Annotated in this window: 19 protein-coding genes and 1 tRNA gene; 10 read left to right on the top strand and 10 right to left on the bottom strand. The window is 71.6% G+C overall.

Annotation, left to right across the window (positions count from 1 at the left end):
* The first annotated feature begins 96 nt into the window (after positions 1-96).
* Positions 97-1,728 carry a sodium:solute symporter family protein gene (locus ACWEJ6_RS35330; RefSeq protein WP_452429410.1) on the top strand — a complete coding sequence of 544 codons (1,632 nt, stop codon included), beginning with the start codon at positions 97-99 and terminating at the stop codon, positions 1,726-1,728.
* Positions 1,725-1,892 carry a hypothetical protein gene (locus ACWEJ6_RS35325; protein WP_352353608.1) on the top strand — a complete coding sequence of 56 codons (168 nt, stop codon included), beginning with the start codon at positions 1,725-1,727 and terminating at the stop codon, positions 1,890-1,892. The genes ACWEJ6_RS35330 and ACWEJ6_RS35325 overlap by 4 nt, the downstream gene beginning before the upstream one ends.
* Before the next feature lie 103 nt (positions 1,893-1,995).
* On the opposite strand, the gene ACWEJ6_RS35320 is transcribed toward ACWEJ6_RS35325, so the two are convergent.
* Together ACWEJ6_RS35320 and ACWEJ6_RS35315 are read right to left on the bottom strand one after the other, a co-directional pair.
* The gene (locus ACWEJ6_RS35320; protein WP_452429408.1) at positions 1,996-2,235 is read right to left on the bottom strand and encodes a hypothetical protein; all 240 of its coding nucleotides are present in this window, start codon (positions 2,233-2,235) and stop codon (positions 1,996-1,998) included.
* Positions 2,235-2,450 carry a DUF6158 family protein gene (locus ACWEJ6_RS35315; protein ID WP_260477503.1) on the bottom strand — a complete coding sequence of 72 codons (216 nt, stop codon included), beginning with the start codon at positions 2,448-2,450 and terminating at the stop codon, positions 2,235-2,237. Before ACWEJ6_RS35315 ends, ACWEJ6_RS35320 begins: the two co-directional genes overlap by 1 nt.
* A 105-nt stretch (positions 2,451-2,555) precedes the next feature.
* Here ACWEJ6_RS35315 and ACWEJ6_RS35310 point away from each other — a divergent pair, with 105 nt between their 5' ends.
* Positions 2,556-3,488 carry a LysR family transcriptional regulator gene (locus tag ACWEJ6_RS35310; protein ID WP_352327067.1) on the top strand — a complete coding sequence of 311 codons (933 nt, stop codon included), beginning with the start codon at positions 2,556-2,558 and terminating at the stop codon, positions 3,486-3,488.
* A gap of 231 nt (positions 3,489-3,719) precedes the next feature.
* Here the strand turns inward: ACWEJ6_RS35310 and ACWEJ6_RS35305 are convergent, their stop codons facing one another.
* Positions 3,720-4,256: a histidine phosphatase family protein gene (locus ACWEJ6_RS35305; protein ID WP_452429405.1), complete on the bottom strand. Its 537-nt coding sequence runs from the start codon at positions 4,254-4,256 to the stop codon at positions 3,720-3,722.
* Between the two features lie 239 nt (positions 4,257-4,495).
* On the opposite strand from ACWEJ6_RS35305, the gene ACWEJ6_RS35300 reads away from it, so the two are divergent.
* A tRNA-Ile gene (locus tag ACWEJ6_RS35300) sits at positions 4,496-4,569 on the top strand.
* A 625-nt stretch (positions 4,570-5,194) separates the two neighbouring features.
* On the opposite strand, the gene ACWEJ6_RS35295 is transcribed toward ACWEJ6_RS35300, so the two are convergent.
* Positions 5,195-6,835: an ATP-binding cassette domain-containing protein gene (locus tag ACWEJ6_RS35295; RefSeq protein WP_452429403.1), complete on the bottom strand. Its 1,641-nt coding sequence runs from the start codon at positions 6,833-6,835 to the stop codon at positions 5,195-5,197.
* A 99-nt stretch (positions 6,836-6,934) separates the two neighbouring features.
* Between ACWEJ6_RS35295 and ACWEJ6_RS35290 the strand changes: the two genes are divergently transcribed.
* Positions 6,935-7,642 carry a TetR/AcrR family transcriptional regulator gene (locus tag ACWEJ6_RS35290; protein ID WP_387667447.1) on the top strand — a complete coding sequence of 236 codons (708 nt, stop codon included), beginning with the start codon at positions 6,935-6,937 and terminating at the stop codon, positions 7,640-7,642.
* A gap of 13 nt (positions 7,643-7,655) precedes the next feature.
* Here ACWEJ6_RS35290 and ACWEJ6_RS35285 read toward each other — a convergent pair whose 3' ends face one another.
* The 5 genes from ACWEJ6_RS35285 to ACWEJ6_RS35265 form a co-directional block, all read right to left on the bottom strand.
* Positions 7,656-8,486, bottom strand: a complete 831-nt coding sequence (locus ACWEJ6_RS35285) for an AfsR/SARP family transcriptional regulator (protein ID WP_387665664.1) — start codon at positions 8,484-8,486, stop codon at positions 7,656-7,658.
* Positions 8,487-8,662: 176 nt separating this feature from the next.
* Positions 8,663-9,490, bottom strand: a complete 828-nt coding sequence (locus ACWEJ6_RS35280) for a sugar phosphate isomerase/epimerase family protein (RefSeq protein WP_452429401.1) — start codon at positions 9,488-9,490, stop codon at positions 8,663-8,665.
* 17 nt (positions 9,491-9,507) lie between these two features.
* Positions 9,508-10,329: an SDR family NAD(P)-dependent oxidoreductase gene (locus ACWEJ6_RS35275; RefSeq protein WP_387665659.1), complete on the bottom strand. Its 822-nt coding sequence runs from the start codon at positions 10,327-10,329 to the stop codon at positions 9,508-9,510.
* Positions 10,319-11,635: an alcohol dehydrogenase catalytic domain-containing protein gene (locus ACWEJ6_RS35270; RefSeq protein ID WP_452429398.1), complete on the bottom strand. Its 1,317-nt coding sequence runs from the start codon at positions 11,633-11,635 to the stop codon at positions 10,319-10,321. The genes ACWEJ6_RS35275 and ACWEJ6_RS35270 overlap by 11 nt, the downstream gene beginning before the upstream one ends.
* A complete protein-coding gene (locus ACWEJ6_RS35265) occupies positions 11,632-12,645 on the bottom strand; it encodes an ROK family protein (protein WP_452429396.1) in 1,014 nt (337 codons plus the stop codon). The genes ACWEJ6_RS35270 and ACWEJ6_RS35265 overlap by 4 nt, the downstream gene beginning before the upstream one ends.
* 345 nt (positions 12,646-12,990) lie before the next feature.
* On the opposite strand from ACWEJ6_RS35265, the gene ACWEJ6_RS35260 reads away from it, so the two are divergent.
* Positions 12,991-14,127, top strand: a complete 1,137-nt coding sequence (locus ACWEJ6_RS35260; RefSeq protein ID WP_387665651.1) for a sedoheptulose 7-phosphate cyclase — start codon at positions 12,991-12,993, stop codon at positions 14,125-14,127.
* Positions 14,128-14,232: 105 nt separating this feature from the next.
* Entirely contained in the window at positions 14,233-14,790 is a 558-nt protein-coding gene (locus ACWEJ6_RS35255; protein ID WP_452429394.1) for an NUDIX domain-containing protein, read from the top strand.
* Between the two features lie 63 nt (positions 14,791-14,853).
* On the opposite strand, the gene ACWEJ6_RS35250 is transcribed toward ACWEJ6_RS35255, so the two are convergent.
* Complete coding sequence (locus ACWEJ6_RS35250; RefSeq protein WP_387665646.1) at positions 14,854-15,477, bottom strand: response regulator transcription factor; 624 nt, start codon at positions 15,475-15,477, stop codon at positions 14,854-14,856.
* 456 nt (positions 15,478-15,933) lie between these two features.
* Here ACWEJ6_RS35250 and ACWEJ6_RS35245 point away from each other — a divergent pair, with 456 nt between their 5' ends.
* The 3 genes from ACWEJ6_RS35245 to ACWEJ6_RS35235 all read left to right on the top strand — a co-directional run bounded on the left by ACWEJ6_RS35245 (position 15,934) and on the right by ACWEJ6_RS35235 (position 19,492).
* The gene (locus ACWEJ6_RS35245) at positions 15,934-17,415 is read left to right on the top strand and encodes a DHA2 family efflux MFS transporter permease subunit (RefSeq protein ID WP_452429391.1); all 1,482 of its coding nucleotides are present in this window, start codon (positions 15,934-15,936) and stop codon (positions 17,413-17,415) included.
* Positions 17,415-18,563 (top strand): ATP-binding cassette domain-containing protein, encoded by a 1,149-nt coding sequence (locus ACWEJ6_RS35240; RefSeq protein WP_452429389.1) that lies wholly within the window; start codon positions 17,415-17,417, stop codon positions 18,561-18,563. Before ACWEJ6_RS35245 ends, ACWEJ6_RS35240 begins: the two co-directional genes overlap by 1 nt.
* A 92-nt stretch (positions 18,564-18,655) precedes the next feature.
* A complete protein-coding gene (locus tag ACWEJ6_RS35235) occupies positions 18,656-19,492 on the top strand; it encodes a methyltransferase domain-containing protein (RefSeq protein WP_452429387.1) in 837 nt (278 codons plus the stop codon).
* Positions 19,493-19,590 lie beyond the last annotated feature (98 nt).

The following is a 19,590-nucleotide window of genomic DNA, read 5'->3' as shown; positions in this document are numbered from 1 at the left end:
CCACAGCGACCGCCGCACGCCACCGCTCATCCCCGGCAACCCCCGCACCCACCCGCCGTGCGGCTATCGCGGTGTTTTCCGGGTAGCGGGCTGGTTGTGCGATTAGACGTCAACCTCCTCGACTACCTGCTCATCGCGGTCTACTTCGCCACCGTGCTCGCCATCGGGTTCGCCGCCCGCCGCCGGATCAGCTCCAGCCTCGACTTCTTCCTCGCGGGCCGCGGACTGCCCGCCTGGATCACCGGCCTGGCGTTCGTGTCGGCCAACCTGGGCGCCATCGAGATCCTCGGCATGGCGGCCAACGGCGCCCAGTACGGCGCGATGACCGTGCACTACTACTGGATCGGCGCCGTCCCCGCGATGGTGTTCCTCGGCATCGTGATGATGCCCTTCTACTACCGCTCGAAGGTGCGCAGCGTCCCGGAGTTCCTGCGCAGGCGCTTCAACGGCGCCACCCAGCTGCTGAACGCCCTCATGTTCGCGGTCGCGCAGATCCTCATCGCCGGGGTGAACCTGTACGCGCTCGCCCTGGTCATGGAGGCCCTGCTGGGCTGGCCGCTGCCGGTGTCGGTGGTGGTCTCGGCGCTCATCGTGCTCTCCTACATCACGCTCGGCGGCCTGTCCTCGGCCATCTACAACGAGGTGCTGCAGTTCTTCGTGATCCTCGCCGGGCTGATCCCGCTGACCGTGCTCGGCCTGGTCAAGGTCGGCGGCGTGGCCGGGCTGTTCGACAAGGTACGGCAGAGCGCGCTCGGCGAGGGCGGCCTGCACACCTGGGCCGGGACCGCCGGATCCAACCCGATGCAGGCCCACTGGATCGGGATCGTCTTCGGGCTGGGGTTCGTGCTCTCCTTCGGCTACTGGACGACGAACTTCGCCGAGGTGCAGCGCGCCCTGTCGGCCAGGAACACCAACGCGGCCCGGATGACGCCGATCATCGCGGCCTTCCCCAAGCTGTTGATCCCGCTGGTCACGGTGCTGCCGGGGATGATCGCGCTGGTCCTCTTCGGCGACCTGGGCAAGGGCCAGGACTACAACGACGCGATCCCGCTGCTCATGCGCGACCTGCTGCCGAACGGCGTGCTCGGCGTCGCGGTGACCGGGCTGCTGGCCTCGTTCATGGCGGGCATGGCGGCCAACATCAGCGGGTTCAACACGGTGTTCACCAACGACATCTGGCAGGCGCACGTACGGCCCGACCGCCCGGACGGCCACTACCTGAACGTCGGACGCGTCGCCACCGTCGCCGGCGTGGCGCTCGGCGTGGGCACGGCGTTCATCGCGGCCGGCTACTCCAACATCATGAACTACCTGCAGGCGCTGTTCAGCTTCTTCAACGCGCCGCTGTTCGCGACGTTCGTCGTCGGGCTGTTCTGGCGGCGGATGACGCCGTGGGCCGGGTTCTGGGGGCTGCTGGCGGGGACGCTGAGCGCCTTCGCGTCGTACTTCGCCTACAAGGCCGGCGTGGTGGACTTCGGCACCGAGCTGAACGCCAGCTTCTGGGGCGCGGGCATCGCCTTCGCCGTGGACGTGCTGGTGTCGGTGATCGTCACGCTGGTCACCACGCCCAAGCCGGAGCGGGAGCTGCGCGGCCTGGTGTACGGCCTGAACGCCGCGGACCTGGAGGACGACGCCCTCGCCGGCGACACACGCTGGTACCGCTCGCCGGTGCTGCTCGGCACCGGCGCCGTGATCCTGGCCGCCCTGTTGTACGGAGTGATCCTGTGAGCGACATCCGGATGGTGATCGGCGGGCTGTTCCTGCTGTACGGCGTGATCCTCGTCGTGGCCGGCCTGCTGGGGGACGCGGTGAACCTGTGGACGGGCCTGCCGATGGCCGTCTTCGGCGCCGCCTTCGTCCTGTGGGCCCGCCTCCGCCCCCTCAAGCCCTAGCGCACTGCCCTCGACCCGCCCTACGGCCCACAGGCCGTGCGCCCGGCCTGTGGGCTCCGCGCCGGCGCCGCTGCGGCGGCGGCGCGGAGCCGTCCGCGCCCGTTCAGTACTCGACCTCGAAGGTGTGGGGACCGAGGCCGTACTCGTCGCCCCGCGGGACGACGTACCCCTGGTTCACGAGGGCGGCCAGGCTGTCGCGCACCTCGTCGTCCTCCAGGCCGGTCGCCCGGATCACCGCCTCCAGGCCGGCCACGCCGCCGGACCCGACCGCCTGCGAGGCCACCGCCTCGTAGACGTGGATGTCGACGTCCGACAGCTCCTGCACGTCATGCCCCTCGGACATCAACGTTGCCTCGCCCCCTCCCTCAGCCTGGCCGGATCGACCTCGCGGTCGGGGAACCTGCGAAGGTATTCCGCCTCTAGCTCATTGGTACGGGAAGTGTGACGTGCCAGAGCATCGTCTGATCCATGGAAGAATGTGTCACTACGAGTGGCATGGAGTTGCCGCAGCTCGCGTACCACATCCTCGTCGCTGAGCTGGGCCGGATCTATTCCCATCGTCGTCATGGGTTCCCCCTACCCCAGACACCCCCGACAATATCTGTCACAATTCCTGACATATAGCCATTGTTTGGGAGCGATTCGTCGCCTTACCTTCCCGGTATGGACCTCGAGCTCAGGCACCTCAGGATCGTCCGCGCGGTAGCGGACGCGGGAAGTGTGAGCAAGGCCGCGTCCCTGCTCGGGCTGGCACAGCCGGCCCTCACCGCCCAGCTCAAACGGATCGAGAGGGTGCTCGGCGGCGCCCTGTTCGAACGTGACCGCCACGGGGCGCGGCCCACGCGACTCGGCGAGCTGGTGCTCGCCCGGGCGCGCGTGCTGCTCCCCGCGGCCAAGGAATTGCAGGACGAGGCCGTACGATTCGCCCACACCCCCTCCCCCGGCTTCCGCATCGGCGCCACCAACGGCCCGATACTCGGCGGCCTGGTCGACCGGCTGGCCGCGGAGCGCACGGTCACCACGTTCACGTCGTGGTCAACGCACGAGCTGATCAACATGGTCGAGCTCGGCCGCCTCGACTACGTGCTGACCGGCGCCTGCGGCGACTCCGGCACCCCCACAGGAACGCTCCTGTGGGAGACGATCAGCGTCGACCCGGTCTTCGCCCTCGTCGGCGAGGACCATCCGCTCGCCAAGGAGAAGGAGGTGGAGCTGGCCGACCTGGCCGGCGAACAATGGGCCGTCACCCCCGGCGACGGCTGCTTCGCCGACTGCTTCGCCATGGCGTGCGCCCGAGCCGGCTTCACCCCCGGAACGATCTACGAGACGGACGTCCCGACCTGCACCCACCTCGCCCAGGTGGGCCGCGCCGTGGTGCTCTGCCAGGCGACCCACCAGGCCCTGCCGGGGCTGGCCATGGTCCCGCTCTCCGGCGCGCCGCTGCGCTGGCGGCAGCTCCTCGGCCGCCACCCCACCGCCCCCGACGCCACCTGGGTGGTCGCCCAGGCCAAACAGGCACACACCGAGGCCGTACGCCGCAGTCCGGTCTACTCCGATTGGCTCGCACGCAACCCGGCGTACGGCACCGCGCCATAACACCCTGATAGGAGTGAAGTAAGAACTCCTCGCCCCGTGGGCCCGCCGTTACCGTGACGGCACCCCCAGCGGCGGGAGACAACCCAGCTCCACCCGCCGGCGCTGATCGCGGACGCGATCGGCGCATCAGCCATGTCCGGCTGCCTGGGCCGCGACCATTCACGTCCAACCCCACCCTGAACCGGCCCCCGCCCCCAGGCAAGGCGCTACGCCACCACGTACCCCAAGGCGCTACGCCACCTCGTACTCCCACCCGGGCCGCCACTCGAACGGCGCGTCCACCAGGTCCTCAAGCGGAGTGCCGTCCAGCAGGTGCTGCAACGCCCACCGATTGGCCGAATGGGACACCACCAGCACCGTGGCCCCCTGCCACTCCTCCCGCAGGTCGTCGAGGAACGCGGCCGTCGCCGCCACGACCTGCCGATAGCTCTGCCCGCCCGGCCACGGCGTGTCGATGTGCCGCCTGCGCAGGGCCGCCACCTCGCTCACCGGCCGTCCGTTGTAGCTGCCGTAGTCGCACTCCCTGAGCCGCGCGTCGAGCCGGACCTCCTTCCCGCCCTTCCCGCCCCCGAACGCCACCTCCACCGTCTCGACCGCCCTGCGCAGATCCGAGCAGTAGACGACGTCCACCCCCCTCCTCCGCACCCCGAGCTCGGCGGCCAGCTCCCGACCCCGCTCGGACAACTCCCCGGGCAGCCACCCGGTGGCGACGCCGATCTCGTTGTCCACAGTGATGGAGTGGGTCTCGTACACCACCTTGATCGCCATATCGGCACCGTACCTCCCCTCCCAACCCCTCCCATTCCGCCCACAGCAAACACAACCCCCAACCGAGACCCGAATATGATCGACACGACTCCATCAACCTTGCCCGGCATGGAATGATGTCCGCGGGACCCCGTCCCCATCCGGCCGTGCGGCACACCCGGATCCGATGCTCTAGCCTTGACATGCGCGAGCCTCACCAAGATCCATACGCCGCACACCGCATGTCACAACTGAATCCAGGGGCGGTAGCTCAGCCGGTCAGAGCATCGGACTCATAATCCGTGGGTCGTGGGTTCAAGTCCCACCCGCCCTACTCTTCAACACCGCATCCGCCCTGGGGTTTCTGCTGGCCTGCACGACCCCGCCCCGTCAGCGATGACCTGTTGCAGGGGCAAGTCCCGCCCCAAGCCGCCCCGTCCGGGTTCGACAGGCATTTCCCACCAGCAGATAAAAGATCCGCTGTGGGCCAGGCGTTCGACGGCGGGTGCGTGGGCGCATTTGAACAGGCCGTGCGGCCAGGGAAGGCTCGGCAGCGGCACCAGCCGAATCCCGTTGACGCCGTGCAGCAGACGGCGGCGTTCGGCCGGGTCGGTGCAGCGCTGGGGGTAGAGGGCCGTTTCGTCGGCGGGCAGGCGCACGTCCTGGCGCAGCAGGTGAGCGTTCTGGTCCTCGGCGGGGGTGAAGGCCGGGAGTCTGGCACTTCGGGGTCGAAGGTCAGGCCGCCGGCCATGGGCGATGCTCCACGTTCCCAGCCGCCGCTCCGGCGCAGCATCTGCCAGACCTGGCGCTTCTCAGCGCGGGCCGGGAACGTCGAGCGGGGACGGCGCCGGATCCGCATGGGCGAGCGGGGACGGCGCCGGATCCGCATGGGCGAGCAGGGACGGCGCCGGATCCGCATGGGCGAGCGCGCCCGATGTTCTCCCTGGAGGGCGGGCGGCTCACGAGCCGATGGCCCGCTTCCCGGCGGCCCGGCTCTCGGTCCAGACCGGTTCGTCGCTCTCGTAGATGCTCCCGTCGCCGCCGAAGATGAGGAACCGGTCGAAGTCTGCGGCGAACCAGCGGTCGTGCGTGACGGCCAGGACCGTGCCGGAGAACCCGTTCAGCCCTTGCTGCAGCGCCTCGGCGCTGGCCAGGTCGAGGTTGTCGGTGGGCTCGTCGAGCAGCAGCAGGGTCGCGCCGGACAGTTCGAGCAGCAGGATCTGCAGACGGGCCTGCTGGCCGCCCGAAAGGGTCTCGAACCGCTGGTTGGCGGCCGGGGCCAGCTCGTAGCGGGCGAGAGCGGCCATCGCGTCGTTGAGGATGATCGGGTGCTCGGACATCACCAGCTCGACCGGGGTCCGGCCGTGCAGGGCAGGGTCGGTGTGCGTCTGCACGAACCGGCCCGGCACGACCCTGGCGCCCAGCCGGGCCGAGCCGCTGTGCCGCACCTTCGGCACCGCGCCGTCGGCGGCCTGCTCCAGCAGTTGCAGGAAGTGTGACTTGCCGGTGCCGTTGGAGCCGAGCACGCCGACGCGCTCGCCGTACCAGATCTCGGTGCTGAAGGGCCGCGTCAGGCCGGTGAGTTCCAGGCCCTCGCAGATGACCGCGCGCTTGCCGGTGCGGCCGCCGCGCAGGCGCATCCGCACGTTCTGCGGCCTGGGCGGGCGCTCGGGCGGGCCGGCCTCCTCGAAGCGGCTCAGCCTGGTACGCGCGGCGCGGTAGGAGGAGGCCAGCGCGTCGTTGTTGGCTGCGGTCTGCTGCAGGGTGTTGACCATCTGCTTGAGCCTGGCGTGCTCCTCGTTCCAGCGGCGGCGCCGCTCCTCCAGACGGCTGATGCGTTCCTCGCGCGCCTTGGCGTAGCCGGCGAAGCTGCCGCCGTGCGTCCAGACCCCTCGGTCCTCCACGGTGACGATCCGGTCGGCGGCGTTGGCCAGGAGCTGGCGGTCGTGCGAGACCAGCAGCACGGTCTTGGGCGTGGCCTGCAACCGGCTCTCCAGCCACAGCTTGCCGGCCACGTCGAGGTAGTTGTCCGGCTCGTCCAGCAGCAGGACCTCGTCCGGGCCGCGCAGCAGCGCCTCCAGGACGATACGCTTCTGCTCCCCGCCCGACAGTGTGGTGACCGGACGGTCCTTGACCTCGTCGTAGGACAGGCCCATGGCCTCGGTGGCGCAGACGTCCCAGACCACCTCCATGTCGTAGCCGCCGACGTCGGCATAGTCGGCGGCGGCCTGGGCGTAGGCGAGCTGAGCCGCCTCGTCGTCGCGGGCCGCCATCGCCGCCTCGGCCCGGACCAGGGCCGAGGCGGCGGCGCGGACGCGGTCGGGGGCCACCGACAGCAGCAGGTCGTGCACGCTGCGGTCGTCACGGATGCTGCCGATGAACTGCCGCATCACGCCCAGCCCGCCGGAGGAGACGACGCGGCCGTCGTCCGGCTGCACGTCGCCGGCGATCAGCCGCAGCAGGGTGGTCTTGCCCGCGCCGTTCGGCCCGACCAGCCCGGCCTTCGCTCCGTCGCCGACGCGGAACGACACCTCGTGCAGGAGCAGCCGCCCGTCCGGCAGCACGTACGTCAGCCGGTCCACCTCTACATGTCCCGCCACAACTGGCCCTTCTTGCGCTCGTCACTCTCTGGACCGATGGTCTAGTACAGGATCAGCGATCTGGAGTCCTGTCGTCATATTAGACTTCCGTCCGTGGATATGAGCAAGGCGGGACCGACGACAGGAGGCGCTGGGGGCGTATGGCTGCGGCCGGCCACTCGACCGGGGCGCGAAGGGCCGCCGCTCACCCGCGAGCGGATCATCGCCGAGGCGCTGGCCCTGCTCGACGAGGAGGGCGTCGACCGGCTGACCATGCGCCGGCTCGCCCAGCGGCTCGGCACCGGCTCCACCACCCTGTACTGGCACGTCAAGACCAAGGACGACGTGCTGGACCTGACGCTCGACATGATCTTCGGGGAGATCGAGATCCCCGCGCGGGACAACGGCGACTGGCGCGGCGCCGTCATCACGCTTGCCAACCGGTGGCGTGCGGTGCTGCTCAAGCACCCCTGGTCGGCGGTGCTGCTGGGCCGCCCCATGCTCGGCCCGAACGTGCTCACCCGCAGCGAGTTCCTGTACTCCACCCTGGTCAAGGCCGGTGTCACCGAACCCCACCTCACCGGCGCCGCCTACAGCCTGTCCAACTACATCATCGGATCGGCGCTGATGCAGGCCACCTGGTCCACCAACGCCGAGCCGGGCGTGCGGCAGGCCGCCGGCGAGCACCTGCGTGCCAACCAGGACAGCTACCCGATTCTCGCCACTCACGGCCCCCTGGTCGCCGGTGACGACTGGGACACCGGCTTCGGCTTCGGCCTCACCTGGCTGCTCGACGGCATCGCGAAGGTCGCCGGCGCCGGCGCGTGAAGCCGCCCGGCGCTCACGACACGCGCGGGACCATCAACTCCTGACGGGCCCGCCAGCCGCGGATGAAGTTGCCGCCGCACATCGGGCACTCCTGGTGCGAGGCCGCCCCCAACCGCCGCCGCCTGGCCGCCGGGACGTCCAGCTCCGGGGAGGAGGCGAGCACGGCCCGCTGCAACTCGCGCAGCCGGTCCGACGGTTCCAGGCCCAGTTCCTCGACCATGGTCCGGCGCAGGCGCTGGTAGGTCTCCAGCGCGTCGAGCGTGCGCCCCATCCGGTACAGGGCCACGATGAAGTGTCCCTGGATGGTCTCGTCCATCGGGTTGCTCCGGCTCAGCGCGGCCAGCTCGCCGAGCAGTTCGGCGTGCAGCCCGAGTTGCAGCCCGATCTCGTTGCGTTCGTGCAGCGTCTTGGTCCTGGTCTCCTCCAGGCGGACCACCTCGCGTTCGAGCGTGTGGCCGATCGGGACGTCCACCAGGGTCGATCCGCGCCACAGCGCCAGCGCCTGGTTGAACAGCCGGAAAGCCTCGGCCGGATCGCCGGCGCGCCTGGCCCGCCCGGTCAGGCGGTCGAAGTCCTCGATGTCGCGCGATCCGGCCGGCACCGAGAGGAGATAACCGCCGTTGGCGGTGACGAGCAGATCCTTCGGGCTGCGGGACGCGTTCCGGCCCAGCGCGACGGCCAGCCGCTTGCGCAGTTGCAGGACGTAGGTCTGCAAGGTGGTGCCGGCACTGCGCGGCGGGCGTTCGCCCCACACCTCCTCGATGAGCACGCGAACGGGCACGATATTGTTCGCGTTCAGCGCCAGCACCGCGAATATCTGTCTCGGTTTTCCAGCAGTCGGCACGATATTCACATTGTTTTTACGGGCAATAAGCGGTCCAAGAATCTTGATTTCCAAGGCGAGAATGCCCCCTTGTCCGGTTCATCTCTTACAACTCATCCTGACAGATGGACAAGGGCCTGGCCAGTGATATCCTCATTCGCCGGTCCGGTCATTTTACCGGGTGCGGAATTAATCTCTCACGGGCCCGTTCCGCGGGTCTGATCCGCTGTCGCCAGCCGGTGGCGGGCGGCCGCGGCGCGCGCCCAGGCGAGGTCCGCGGCGATCCGGCCGGCGCGGCCGTCGCGGTAGTCGTTCTCAAGGACGAGCGCCCGGACGGGGTGCCGCTGCGCGCCCAGCGCGGCGAGCGTCTCCTCCAGCCGCGCCGTCCCCGTGCCGAGGGCGGGCATGTCACCCACGGCCGGCGGGCCGTCCTTGAGGTGCACCTGGTCGGCGAGTGCCGGGCCCAGCGCCTTGACCAGCCGTGCCGCGTCGAGGCCGACGGTGACCGGGTTGTAGGTGTCCAGGGCGAGGCGGAAGGCCTGGGAGGCGACCTTCTCCACCAGTGCCCGGGCGTCCTCGTCGGCCAGCACGTTCTCGCTGGCCAGCAGCAGGCCGCGGGCGCCCGCCTCGGCAGCGGCCCAGGCCAGCAAGCGCGCCGTGCGCGCGAACGCCCTCGGTCCGTCGATGGCGCTGCGGCGGAAGCTCGGCACCAGGACCAGCGGGACGTGCAGCTCCCGCGCGGTGTCGAGCAGGCGGACCAGCACGCGCCGCACCCGTGACTCGGTCCGGCCGCCGGGCGATGCGGCCAGGCCCAGGTCGTTGAGCACGTTGCCGGCCACGGCCAGGAGGGCGACGCCGGTCGCCGACGACGTCTCCAGCAGCGCGCCGACCCGTCCCGGCGCGTCGGCCCACCCGCCCCGGCCGGGGCCGCCGAACTCCAGCTGCACCCCCTCGGCGCCGACCCGCGCCGCCAGCCGCAGCGCCTGCTCGCCCGAGCAGGGCAGCCGCCATTCCGCGAGGCCCACGACAGGCCCCTGCCCGTTCACGACCGCCCCCGGCGGCTCGGCGGCGTGGGCCGGGAGGGGGTGGGGGCGCTTCGGGGGGTGGGCTGGGGCGTGGGGCGGCTCTGGGAGCGGGGTGTTCGGGCGTGGGCCGGCCACCAGGTGCCGTCCTCACCCACCACCAGGCTCTCGCCGTGATATTCGGGTCCCGGCGCGGTGCTCAGCGCCACGGCGAGCCGGGCGAAGGCGGCCGGCCGCATGTAGGAGCCGTAGTCGAAGCCGGGCGCGCGCCGTCTGCGGATGCCGGGCGTGTCGACCATCTCCGCGGGCAGCACCTGCACGATCCGCACCTCGGCGGGGTCCTCCTCCTGCGCCAGCGAATCAAGCAACGCCTTGGCCGCCGCCTTCGTTGCGGCGTAGCCGCTGCGTTCCGGCCCCGCGTTGAACGCGACCTCCGAGGAGACCCCCACCATCAGGCCGGGCGCCGCGGCGCGGAGCGCGGGCAGGGTGGCCGCCAGGGTGAGCCAGAGCCCGGTGACGTTCACCTCGAGCTGGTGGCGCCACTCGGCCTCGGCGGTGTCGCAGAACCTGGCCCGCCGCTCGCCGTAATGGACGGCCGAGAAGCACACCATGTCGAGCCGGCCGGAGCCGAGCCTGTTCAGGCGTTCCCGGGCCTGTCCCGGGTCGGCCAGGTCCACCTGGCACCACTCCCACGCCGCGTCGCGGGGCTCGGTGCGGCTGCAGACGACCACCTGCGCGCCGGCGTCGGACCAGGCCTGGGCGATCGCCCGGCCGATGCCGGTGGATCCGCCGACGACGAGGGCCCGCCGTCCGCGCAGCGGTTCCGCACGGTCAGCTATCATGATCGTTTCCTTCCTGGGGTGCGGAGGCGCCGACGTGGACGGCCAGCTTGATCAGGCGTTCGCCGTCGATCGTGCGGTCGGCGGATCCGGCGAGCGCCCGAAAGTGCCGGACGGCGCCGGCCAGGTCGCTCTCGTGGGTCAGCAGTTCGCGGTACCGTCCGGGGACGGCCCGCAGTTCCCTGACGGCCGTGGTGAGATGGCGGTTGGCCACGCCCCTGTGCCCGAACAGGAGGACGCGGCGGCCGGCGCCGGTGACCGTCTCGCGCACGACGGGCACGGCGGGGATCCCGCCGCAGTTCGCCGCCCGGACGGCGGCCATGTCGACCCCGGGCAGCAGCGGCGTGCGGGCCTCCGGCGGCACCCCGCCCACCAGGTCCACCACCGCCGTGCCCGCGCCCATGGCGAGCACCCGGTCCAGCATGGGGACCGTGGCGTCGCGGGGGGTGGCGAGCAGGACGGCGACCACGTCCCCGGTCCCGGCACGGGCACGGCCGCCCGCCCGCGTGCCGGCGTCGTCGCCGGCCCACCCACCGGGCGTTCCGGGGCGGCCGAGGTCGTCGGCGAGGACCAGCGCGTCGGCCGGGCTCGCGGCCTGCCTGCTCCAGGCCAGGCCGGCCGCCGTGTGATGCACGTGCACGACGCGCGCCGGGCCCAGCCACCTGCGGGCGGCGCGGACCGCCAGGTGCCCGACCGTCCCGTCCCCGACGACCACCAGCGTCCCTGGAGTGAAGCGGCGCAGGGTCTCCAGCGCGTAGCGGACGACGGCCAGCGGTTCGGCCAGAACGGCGAGCTTCGGCTCGGGGAGTTCGTCCTCCCCCACGGCGAGCACCATCCCGCCCGTCACGGCCGCGGACGGCAGGAGCACCCGCTCCTGGAAGAGCCCGTCCACGTTGTGCCCGAGGAGGAAGGACGGGTCGTGCGGATGGGTCGGGTTGACCAGGACCCGGGTTCCCGGCTCGATGTCCGTGCCGGGACCGGCCCGCACGACCCTGGCCAGCCCCTCGTGCCCGATGACGCACGCGCCGTCGTCGCGCAGGCCGCGCAGCATCTGGATGTCGGTGCCGCACAACCCCGCCACCTCCACAGCCACGCTCAGTTCGCCCGGCCCCGGTTCGGCCGTGACCCGGAGGCCGACGGCGAGCGAGCGTCCCGAGCGGACGATCGCACGATGCCGGCCGATCAGGAAGTCACGGCCGGTCGCCCGGTGGCCGGCGGTCGCGCTGTCCCGGCCGCCCGTGCCGTGCCCGCCGCTCGTGTCGTGCCCGAGGGCCGCGTCGTCCGGGGCCGCGTCGTCCGGGGCCGTCATGAGCGGGCCGTCCGCTCGGCGGCGAGGCCCGCGCCGACCAGCGGATCGGCCTCTCCCTCACGGCACACGAGCAACCGCTCCGCGATCGACTCAGGGGCGAGCGCGCTGGTGAGGTAGATCCCCTGGGCGTTCAGGTGCGCCAGCAGCGCCCGGCGGTAGTGGGCGCCGAGCGCGTGGACGACGCCACCGGTGAACGCGACGACGTCCAACTCGGGGTCGAGGCACAGCGCGGAGCGGACGACGTCCGCGACGGGCCGCGTCGCCGCCCGCAGCAGCTCTTCGGCCACCGGGTCAGCCGCGTCGAGGGCGGCCGGCAGCAACGTCTCGAACGGCCCCGGGCCGTCGAGGGCGCTGCCGCGCCAGGCGTCCGGGTCCCGCTCCCGCAGGACAGCGGCGAGCCGGCGGATACCGGGCCCGGAGGAGTAGGAGGAGACGTGGTCCGGTTGCCCGCAGTCGCAGGCCAGCGTGACCGGCCGGCCGGCGATCGAGGTGGTGGCCGGCAGGTGGCCGATCTCGCCCTGGAGGCCGCAGCCGTCCACCGGGATCTCGCCGCTGCGCCGGTCGAGCGTCCGGCCGGCGATCCCGGTGCTGACGGTGACGAGCAGCAGCTTGCGGCAGCTCGCGCCGACCGGCCCGGCTGCCAGATGCAGCAGCGCCGCCGTCACGTCGTTGACGACGTGCCAGCGGACGTCCGGCCTGGCCCGGGCCAGCGCGCCGGCCAGGTCGAAGGGGCGGGTGCACGAGCCCCACAGCGGGGCGGAGGCGTAGACGATTCCCGAGCGGTGGTCCAGGGCTGCGCCGAAGGCCACGCCGGCCACGCCGTCCGCCGGCACGGCCTGGGCCATGGCGGAGACCAGGCGCGCTCGGAGCTCGTCCACCGGCTCCGCGGCTCCGTTGGCCAGGCTGGGTGTGGCCACCCGCCGGACGGCGGCCAGCCCGCCCCGCCGGCTCCACGTGGCCCAGCGCAGGTGCGTGCCTCCCACGTCCAGGACCGTGATCGACTGCGACAAGACCGGCTCCCCTACGTCGGCTGATCGGTCCGGCTGACGCTACGGCCGCCCGCTGGAGTACCGGTCGAACCACCGGGCCCGCGCACCGGCTCCCCGCCCGACGCACCCGCCGCCCGGGAGTTGAGCTGAACTTGAGCAGCGGCGTCGAAACTCGCATCCGACACGGCCGGTTTGCTCGTCGGGACCGGCGCCGACAAGGAATCCGCACGGGCAGACGACTCGGCGGATGGCTGATGAGGGAGCGTCATGCCGGTATCGGCGCAGACTGATCAGATTCCCGAGCAGGGGTTGTTCGCATCCGAAGGGCCGGGTGGGCCATGGTGGCGGCTGAACACCAGGCAGCCGGTGAGCTACGAGGTGCGGCTGCACCCGCGGCTCCTCGACCCCGCAGACCCCACCCTGGCCGACGCGGGCGCCGCCGCCGCACAGCCGGCGGGACGAGAGCGCCGCAGGCTTCTCGTCGTCGAGAGCACCGTGTACGAGCTGTACGGTTACGAGATCTCCCGGTATTTCACCGAGCAGAAGGTGGACTACGAGGTCCTGGTCATCGACGCGCACGAGCGCGTCAAGACGATGGACCTGGTCATGAAGGTGGTCGCGGCCATGGACGGGTTCGGCATCGTCCGGCGCGCGGAGCCGGTCATCGCCTTCGGCGGCGGCGTGCTGACGGACGTGGCGGGGCTGGCCAGCAGCCTCTACCGGCGCTCCACGCCACACGTCCGGGTGCCGACGACGCTGGTGGGCATGATCGACGCGGGGATCGGCGCGAAGACCGGGGTCAACCTCGGCCAGCACAAGAACCGGCTGGGCGCCTACCACCCGGCGGTGACCACGCTGATCGACACGCAGTTCCTGCGCACCCTGGACGAGCGCCACATCGCCAACGGCCTGGCCGAGATCCTCAAGATCGCTCTCATCAAGGACGCCGGGTTGATGGAGCTGCTGGAGAGCGAGGGCGCGCGGCTCATCTCCGAGCGCATGCAGGCCACTGACAGCCTCGACCAGGGGCGGGGCGCCAAGGAGGTGATCCGGCGCGCTATCCAGGGCATGCTGTCGGAGCTCCAGCCGAACCTGTGGGAGCACCGCCTGACCCGGCTCGTGGACTACGGCCACTCCTTCTCCCCTGCCATCGAGATGCGCGCGCTGCCCGAACTGCTGCACGGCGAGGCCGTCTGCGTGGACATGGCGTTCTGCACGGTGCTGGCGCGGCATCGGGGCTGGCTGACCCGGGAACAGCAGGACCGCATCATCCGGCTGATGGGCGAGCTGCGGCTACCCTCCTGGCACCCCGTGTGCACGTCGGCGCTGATCACCCGAGCCCTGCAGGAAACCACGCGGCACCGGGACGGCCGCCAGCGGCTCCCGCTTCCCGTGGGCATCGGCCAGGCGTGCTTCGTGGACGACCTGACCGACACCGAACTGATCGCCGCTCTGGCCGAGCTGCGGGAGCTTGGGCACCTGCGCGAGGACGTCGCCCTCTGACGCCCGCGGGACGGCGGGGGCGGGCGGCTCGTGGCGGATCCGGGAACGCGCCTCGTACAGTGTTGAGGCCGATGATCGCCGTGACGCCGGGAGGTAGTCGTGCGTATGCTCCGTTCGCGTCTGATGTACCGCAACGCGTGGATGTCGGTGCGGGAGGACGACGTCGAGCTGCCGGACGGCTCGGTCGGCCTGTACGGCGTGGTCGACAAACAGGACTTCGCCCTGATCATTCCCGCCGAGAACGACGGTTTCCACATCGTGGAGCAGTTCCGCTACCCCGTCGCCGACCGCTGCTGGGAGTTTCCGCAAGGGTCCTGGCCTGCCCATGCCCCGGGCGAGCCCGGCCCCGGACGGTCGCTGCCGGCGGAGGCGGTCCGCCTGGCCGCCATGGAGCTGCGCGAGGAGACCGGCCTGTCCGCTTCGTCCTTCACCCACCTGGGGCGCGTCCACGCCGCGCACGGCTATTCCAGCCAGGGCTGTCACGTGTTCCTGGCCGAGGGGCTGACCCGGGGCCGGCCGCAGCGTGAGGCCACCGAGGCCGACATGCGGCAGCTCTGGGTGAGCCAGAGCGACCTCGACGACATGGTGGCCACGGGACGCTTCGTCGACGCCATGTCGCTGGCCGCGCTGGCCCTGCTCGGCCGGGCCCGCCGGGCCCGCTGAACCCGCCGCGCCCGGCCGCCGCACCCGCGGTCACCTGGCCGGTGTCCCCGGCCCGCCCGTCTGTCAGCAGGCGTCGAACAGGGCCTCGGACTCGTCCGCGGGCAGCAGCCAGCCCGACTCCTCGGCGATGCGGATCGCGTCCACCCGGTTGCGCGCGTCGAGCTTGGTCACGATGGTGGCCAGGTAGTTGCGCACGGTGCCGATGCTCAGACCGAGGCGCCTGGCCACCTCGCCGGGCTCGGCGCCCGTCGAGATCATCTGCAGGATGTCCGTCTCGCGCTTGGTCAGGGGGTTCGGCTCCGCGTTCAGCACCGCGATGACCAGCTCCTGGTCGACGACCTGCTCGCCGGCGGCTATCGCCTTGATCCCCCGGGCCAGCTCGTCCGTCGAGGAGTCCTTCAGCAAGATTCCTGAGACGTTCACCTTCATCGCCCGCCGCAGCAGCTCGGGCGATTTGTGCGCTGTGACCAGCAGGGCCCGGCAGGCGGGGGTGTGCTTGCGCAGCTGGGTGACGGCGGTGAGGGCCGAGCCGCCGCTCATGTCGGCGTCGATGACGACGACGTCCGGACGGCAGCGCTGAGCGGTGCGCTGCACGCATTCCCATCGATCAGTCTCGCCCACCACGGTGATGTCGGCTTCGAGCTCCAGCACGGCCGCGATGGCGCCGCGAATCAAGCGCGAATCCATTGCCAGCATCACACTGAGCATCTGTCCCCCAAGAGAAATCACTTGAAATTTCGGCAGCGCGTGATTGACAGACAATTATCAAGCCCTGACTCAATGTTAATTCCGACGTCCTCCTCCAGGCCACGGAGCTGCTGACACATAAGGGCCGAGGTATGGCAGTGCAGGGCCGAAGTTTAGTGATCCATTGCGGAGAATATGGAATGTCATACACCGATGTCAACCCTTACATGCGCATATTGAGGTCAGCGGGAAATGTTGCGGTCACCGCAAAAACACGACGCACCGGGGACCGAAAGTCGGGATTGCCGCGAATACCGCATTTCCTCGTCCGCGCCCGACCTCCACAGCAAGTGCGGTCCGGCCCACCGCGTTACTTGCTCCCAAAAGGCCGCACCAGTACATTGGTCCGCAACCGGATCAACGTTCCAGTGGTAGCTCAATGTTCAAGGAGCTCGTGTGAAGAGTGCGAGGAGCACGGGATCGACGGCGGCCGGCGCGACACGGTGGTGGGTCCTGGCCCTCGCCGGGACGGCCCAGCTGATGGTCGTGCTGGACTCCACGGTGGTCAACATCGCCCTCCCGTCCATGCAGGACGATCTGAAGATGTCCGACGCGACGCGCGGCTGGGTGGTGAGCGCCTACACCCTGGCGTTCGGCGGTCTTCTGCTGATCGGCGGCCGGCTGGCCGACCGCTTCGGGCAACGGCTCGCCTTCGTCGCGGGCCTGCTGGGCTTCGCCGCCGCCTCGGCGCTGGCCGGGCTGGCGCCCAACGCGCCGCTGCTGTTCGCCGGGCGGGCCGCGCAGGGCGCCTTCGCCGCCCTGCTGGCGCCCACCGCGCTGTCCCTCATCACCACGACGTTCACCGAGGCCCGCGAGCGCACCACGGCGTTCGGGGTGTTCGGCGCGCTCACAGGGGTGGGAGCGGCCATCGGGCTGCTGGTCGGCGGGCTGCTCACCCAGTACCTGTCGTGGAACTGGTGCCTGCTGATCAATGTCCCGATCACCGCGCTGGCGCTCGTGCGGGTGCCCGCCGTCATCCCGGCCACCACACCGGTGCGCGGCAGGCCGCTGGACCTGGCCGGGATGGCGCTGAGCATGCTGGGCATGCTGGCGATCGTCTATTCGCTGTCCGAGATGGCCACCCAGGGCTGGTCCAGCCCGCTCGTGCTGGCGTTGCTGGCCGTCGGCCCCCTGCTGCTGGTCGCCTTCATCGCCTGGGAGGCCAGAAGCAGGCATCCCCTCCTGCCGCTGCGCGTGCTGCGCGACAGGACGCGGGCCGGCGCCTTCCTGGCGATCGGGCTGCCGCAGGTCTCGATGTTCGGCTTCTTCCTCTTCCTGACCTACTACCTGCAGCAGATCCTGGGCTACAGCCCGCTGCAGACCGGCCTGGCCTTCCTGCCGCTGTCGCTGGCCATCGGCGTCGGCTCGACGGTGATCACCAAGATGCTCGAACCGAAGCTGAGCCCTCCGGCGCTCATCATCCCGGCCCTGCTCATGATGGCGGCCGGCATCGCGCTGCTCATCGGCGCGGGGCCCGGCGGGTTCTCCGTCTACCTGACGCTGCTGCTGCCCGCCGAGCTGCTCATCGGCCTCGGGCTCGGCTGCGTGATCGCGCCGTCGATCAGCATGGCCACGGCGGGCGTCGGCGCCGACGACGCCGGGGTGGCCTCGGCCACCGTCAACGTGGTGCAGCAGCTCGGCGGCGCGATCGGCATCGCGCTGCTCAACACCGTCGCCACCACCGCGGCCGCCGGTTACCTGGCGACGTCCGGCACGAGCGACGCCCGGGCCCGCACAGACGCGATCATGCACGGGTTCAGCGTCTCGCTCGCCATCGCGGCCGCGATCGTCGTGGCGACCGCCGTGATCGCCGGCTTCATGCTGCGGTCCCGGGCCACCCTGCCGCTGCCGGAGAGCCGCGAGGAGGAGGTCGCTTAGTGGCCCGTCTGGACGTGGCCGGTCTCACGTACGTACTGCCCGACGGGCGCACGCTTCTGGACAGCGTCTCCTTCCAGCTCGGCCCGGGGATCACGGCCGGGCTGGTCGGTCCCGCCGGGTCCGGCAAGTCCCTGCTGCTGCGGCTGATCGCCCGAGAGCTGCGGCCCGCCGCCGGCCGGATCTCCACCGAGGGGGCGATCGGCTACCTGCCGCAGGAGCGCGGCGCGACGTCCGGGCGCAGACAGGCGGCGCTGGAGACGCTGTTACGCGGGTCGCACGAACTGCTCCTGCTCGACGAGCCCGACGACCACCTCGACGTGAGCGGCAAGGAACGGCTGGAGGACCAGCTGCGCGGCAGCGCCAAGACGGTGCTGCTGGTCTCCCGCGACCGCCAGCTGCTGGCCAACGCGGCCAACCGGATCATCTTCCTGGACCAGGGCCGCCTCGGCACGCACGGCGGCGGCTACGCCACCTACAGCGGCTCCCGGTGCCCCCGGCCGGCGGGCGCGGGTGCCGCCGAGCTCGGCGGCGAGCACGCCTTCACCTGCCGCCGGCTGCGGTTCGCCGGCCTGACGGCCCCTTTCGACCTGCGGGTCCGCTTCGGCGAGCGGGTCGCGCTGCTCGGCTCCGACGACGCGGGCCGGGCTGTCTTCCTGTCGCTCCTGGCCGACCCGCCCGGCCCGGGGCAGGCCGCGGCGCCGTACCGGGGGATCCTCGACGTCCACCCTCAGGCGCGGGCGCTGCGCCTCGATCACCGGTGGCCCGGGCCCGGGCTGAAGGGCCGGAGCGTGGCGGGCATCGTGATGGACCAGCGCCGGTGCGGGCGCGAGGAGGCCATGGCCCTGCTGACCCGCTACGGCATCTCCAGGGAGTGGATGCGGCCCTACGAGACGCTGCGCACCGCCCAGCGCCGGGCGCTGCGCATCCTGCTGGCCGAGGTCGAGGGGGTGAACCTGCTCCTGCTGTCCGACCCCACCGGGGACCTGGACGTTCCCGGCGCGGAGACCGTGCAGCACGCCGTCCGCGGCTTTCCCGGCGCCGTCGTCGCCAGCACGTGCGACCGCTGGCTGACCGCGGAGTTCCCGCGCCTGCTGCACTTCTGCGCCGACGGCCGGGTGCGCGAACCCGGGGCCGGCGCCCGGTGCTGACCGCCACCCCGCGCTCCACCTCGGCTCAAGCCCGCCGCTCTACGTTCACGGTGCACCCAGCCCCCTGCCACGACGCCTGGAAATGAGGAGCCATGAACCGGCAACGCCACGACGAGATCGCGCGCTTCTACGACGACGTCACCGACCCCTACGTCGAAGCGTGGGACGGCAACCTGCACATGGGCTACTGGGAGACGGCGGCGGCGCGGCCGTCCATCGCCGAGGCGACCGACCGCCTCACCGGCGAGGTGCTCGACCGGCTGCGGACGAGCCCCGGCGACCACGTGCTCGACGTCGGCTGCGGCATCGGCAAGCCCGCGCTCCGGCTGGCCCAGGAGCGCAAGGTCGACGTCGTGGGCGTGTCGATCAGCGAGCAGCAGATCGAGATCGCCGCCGCGTCGGCGCGGGCCGTCCCGGTGCCCACCCAGGTCTCCTTCCGCACGGCCGACGCCATGGACCTGCCCTTCCCCGACTCCAGCTTCGACGCCGTCCTGTCCTTGGAGGTGCTCCACCACGTGGCCGACCGCGCCGGGGCGCTGCGCGAGATCGCCAGAGTGGTGCGGCCGGGCGGCTCGGTCGTCATCGCCGACTTCGCGCTGCGTGCCCCGGTGCCCGAGGAGCACCGCGAGCTGGTGGACCGGTTCGCCGCCGCCTGCAACCTGGTGACGCTGACCGAGATCGACGAGTACGTCGCGGAGTTCACCGGGGCGGGGCTGGAACTGGTCGAGGTGACGGACGTGAGCGAGCACGTACGGCCTTCCATGCGCCAGCACGCCGAGGCCATGGTGGCGGCCCGCGACCGCCTCGGCCCCGTCGTCGGGGCCGGCAACCTCGACCTGATGGTGGAGCTCACCGAGCGCTATGCCGAGCTGGCCCAGTTCGGCTACGTCATCCTGCGCGGCGAGGGCCGGCGGACAGCGGCGGCCTGAGGCGGGACGGCGGCGGGCCGCCCGCGGGACATGCGGGCCGAGTACGAGGCCGAGACCCGGCGGGCCCGCGAGTTCGTCCGCGAGCGCGGGCTGGTCAC

This window comes from Nonomuraea sp. NPDC004702 (genome assembly GCF_053601695.1).
The sequence above is the reverse complement of the archived record's forward strand: the minus strand, read 5'-3'. Positions and strand labels throughout refer to the sequence as shown.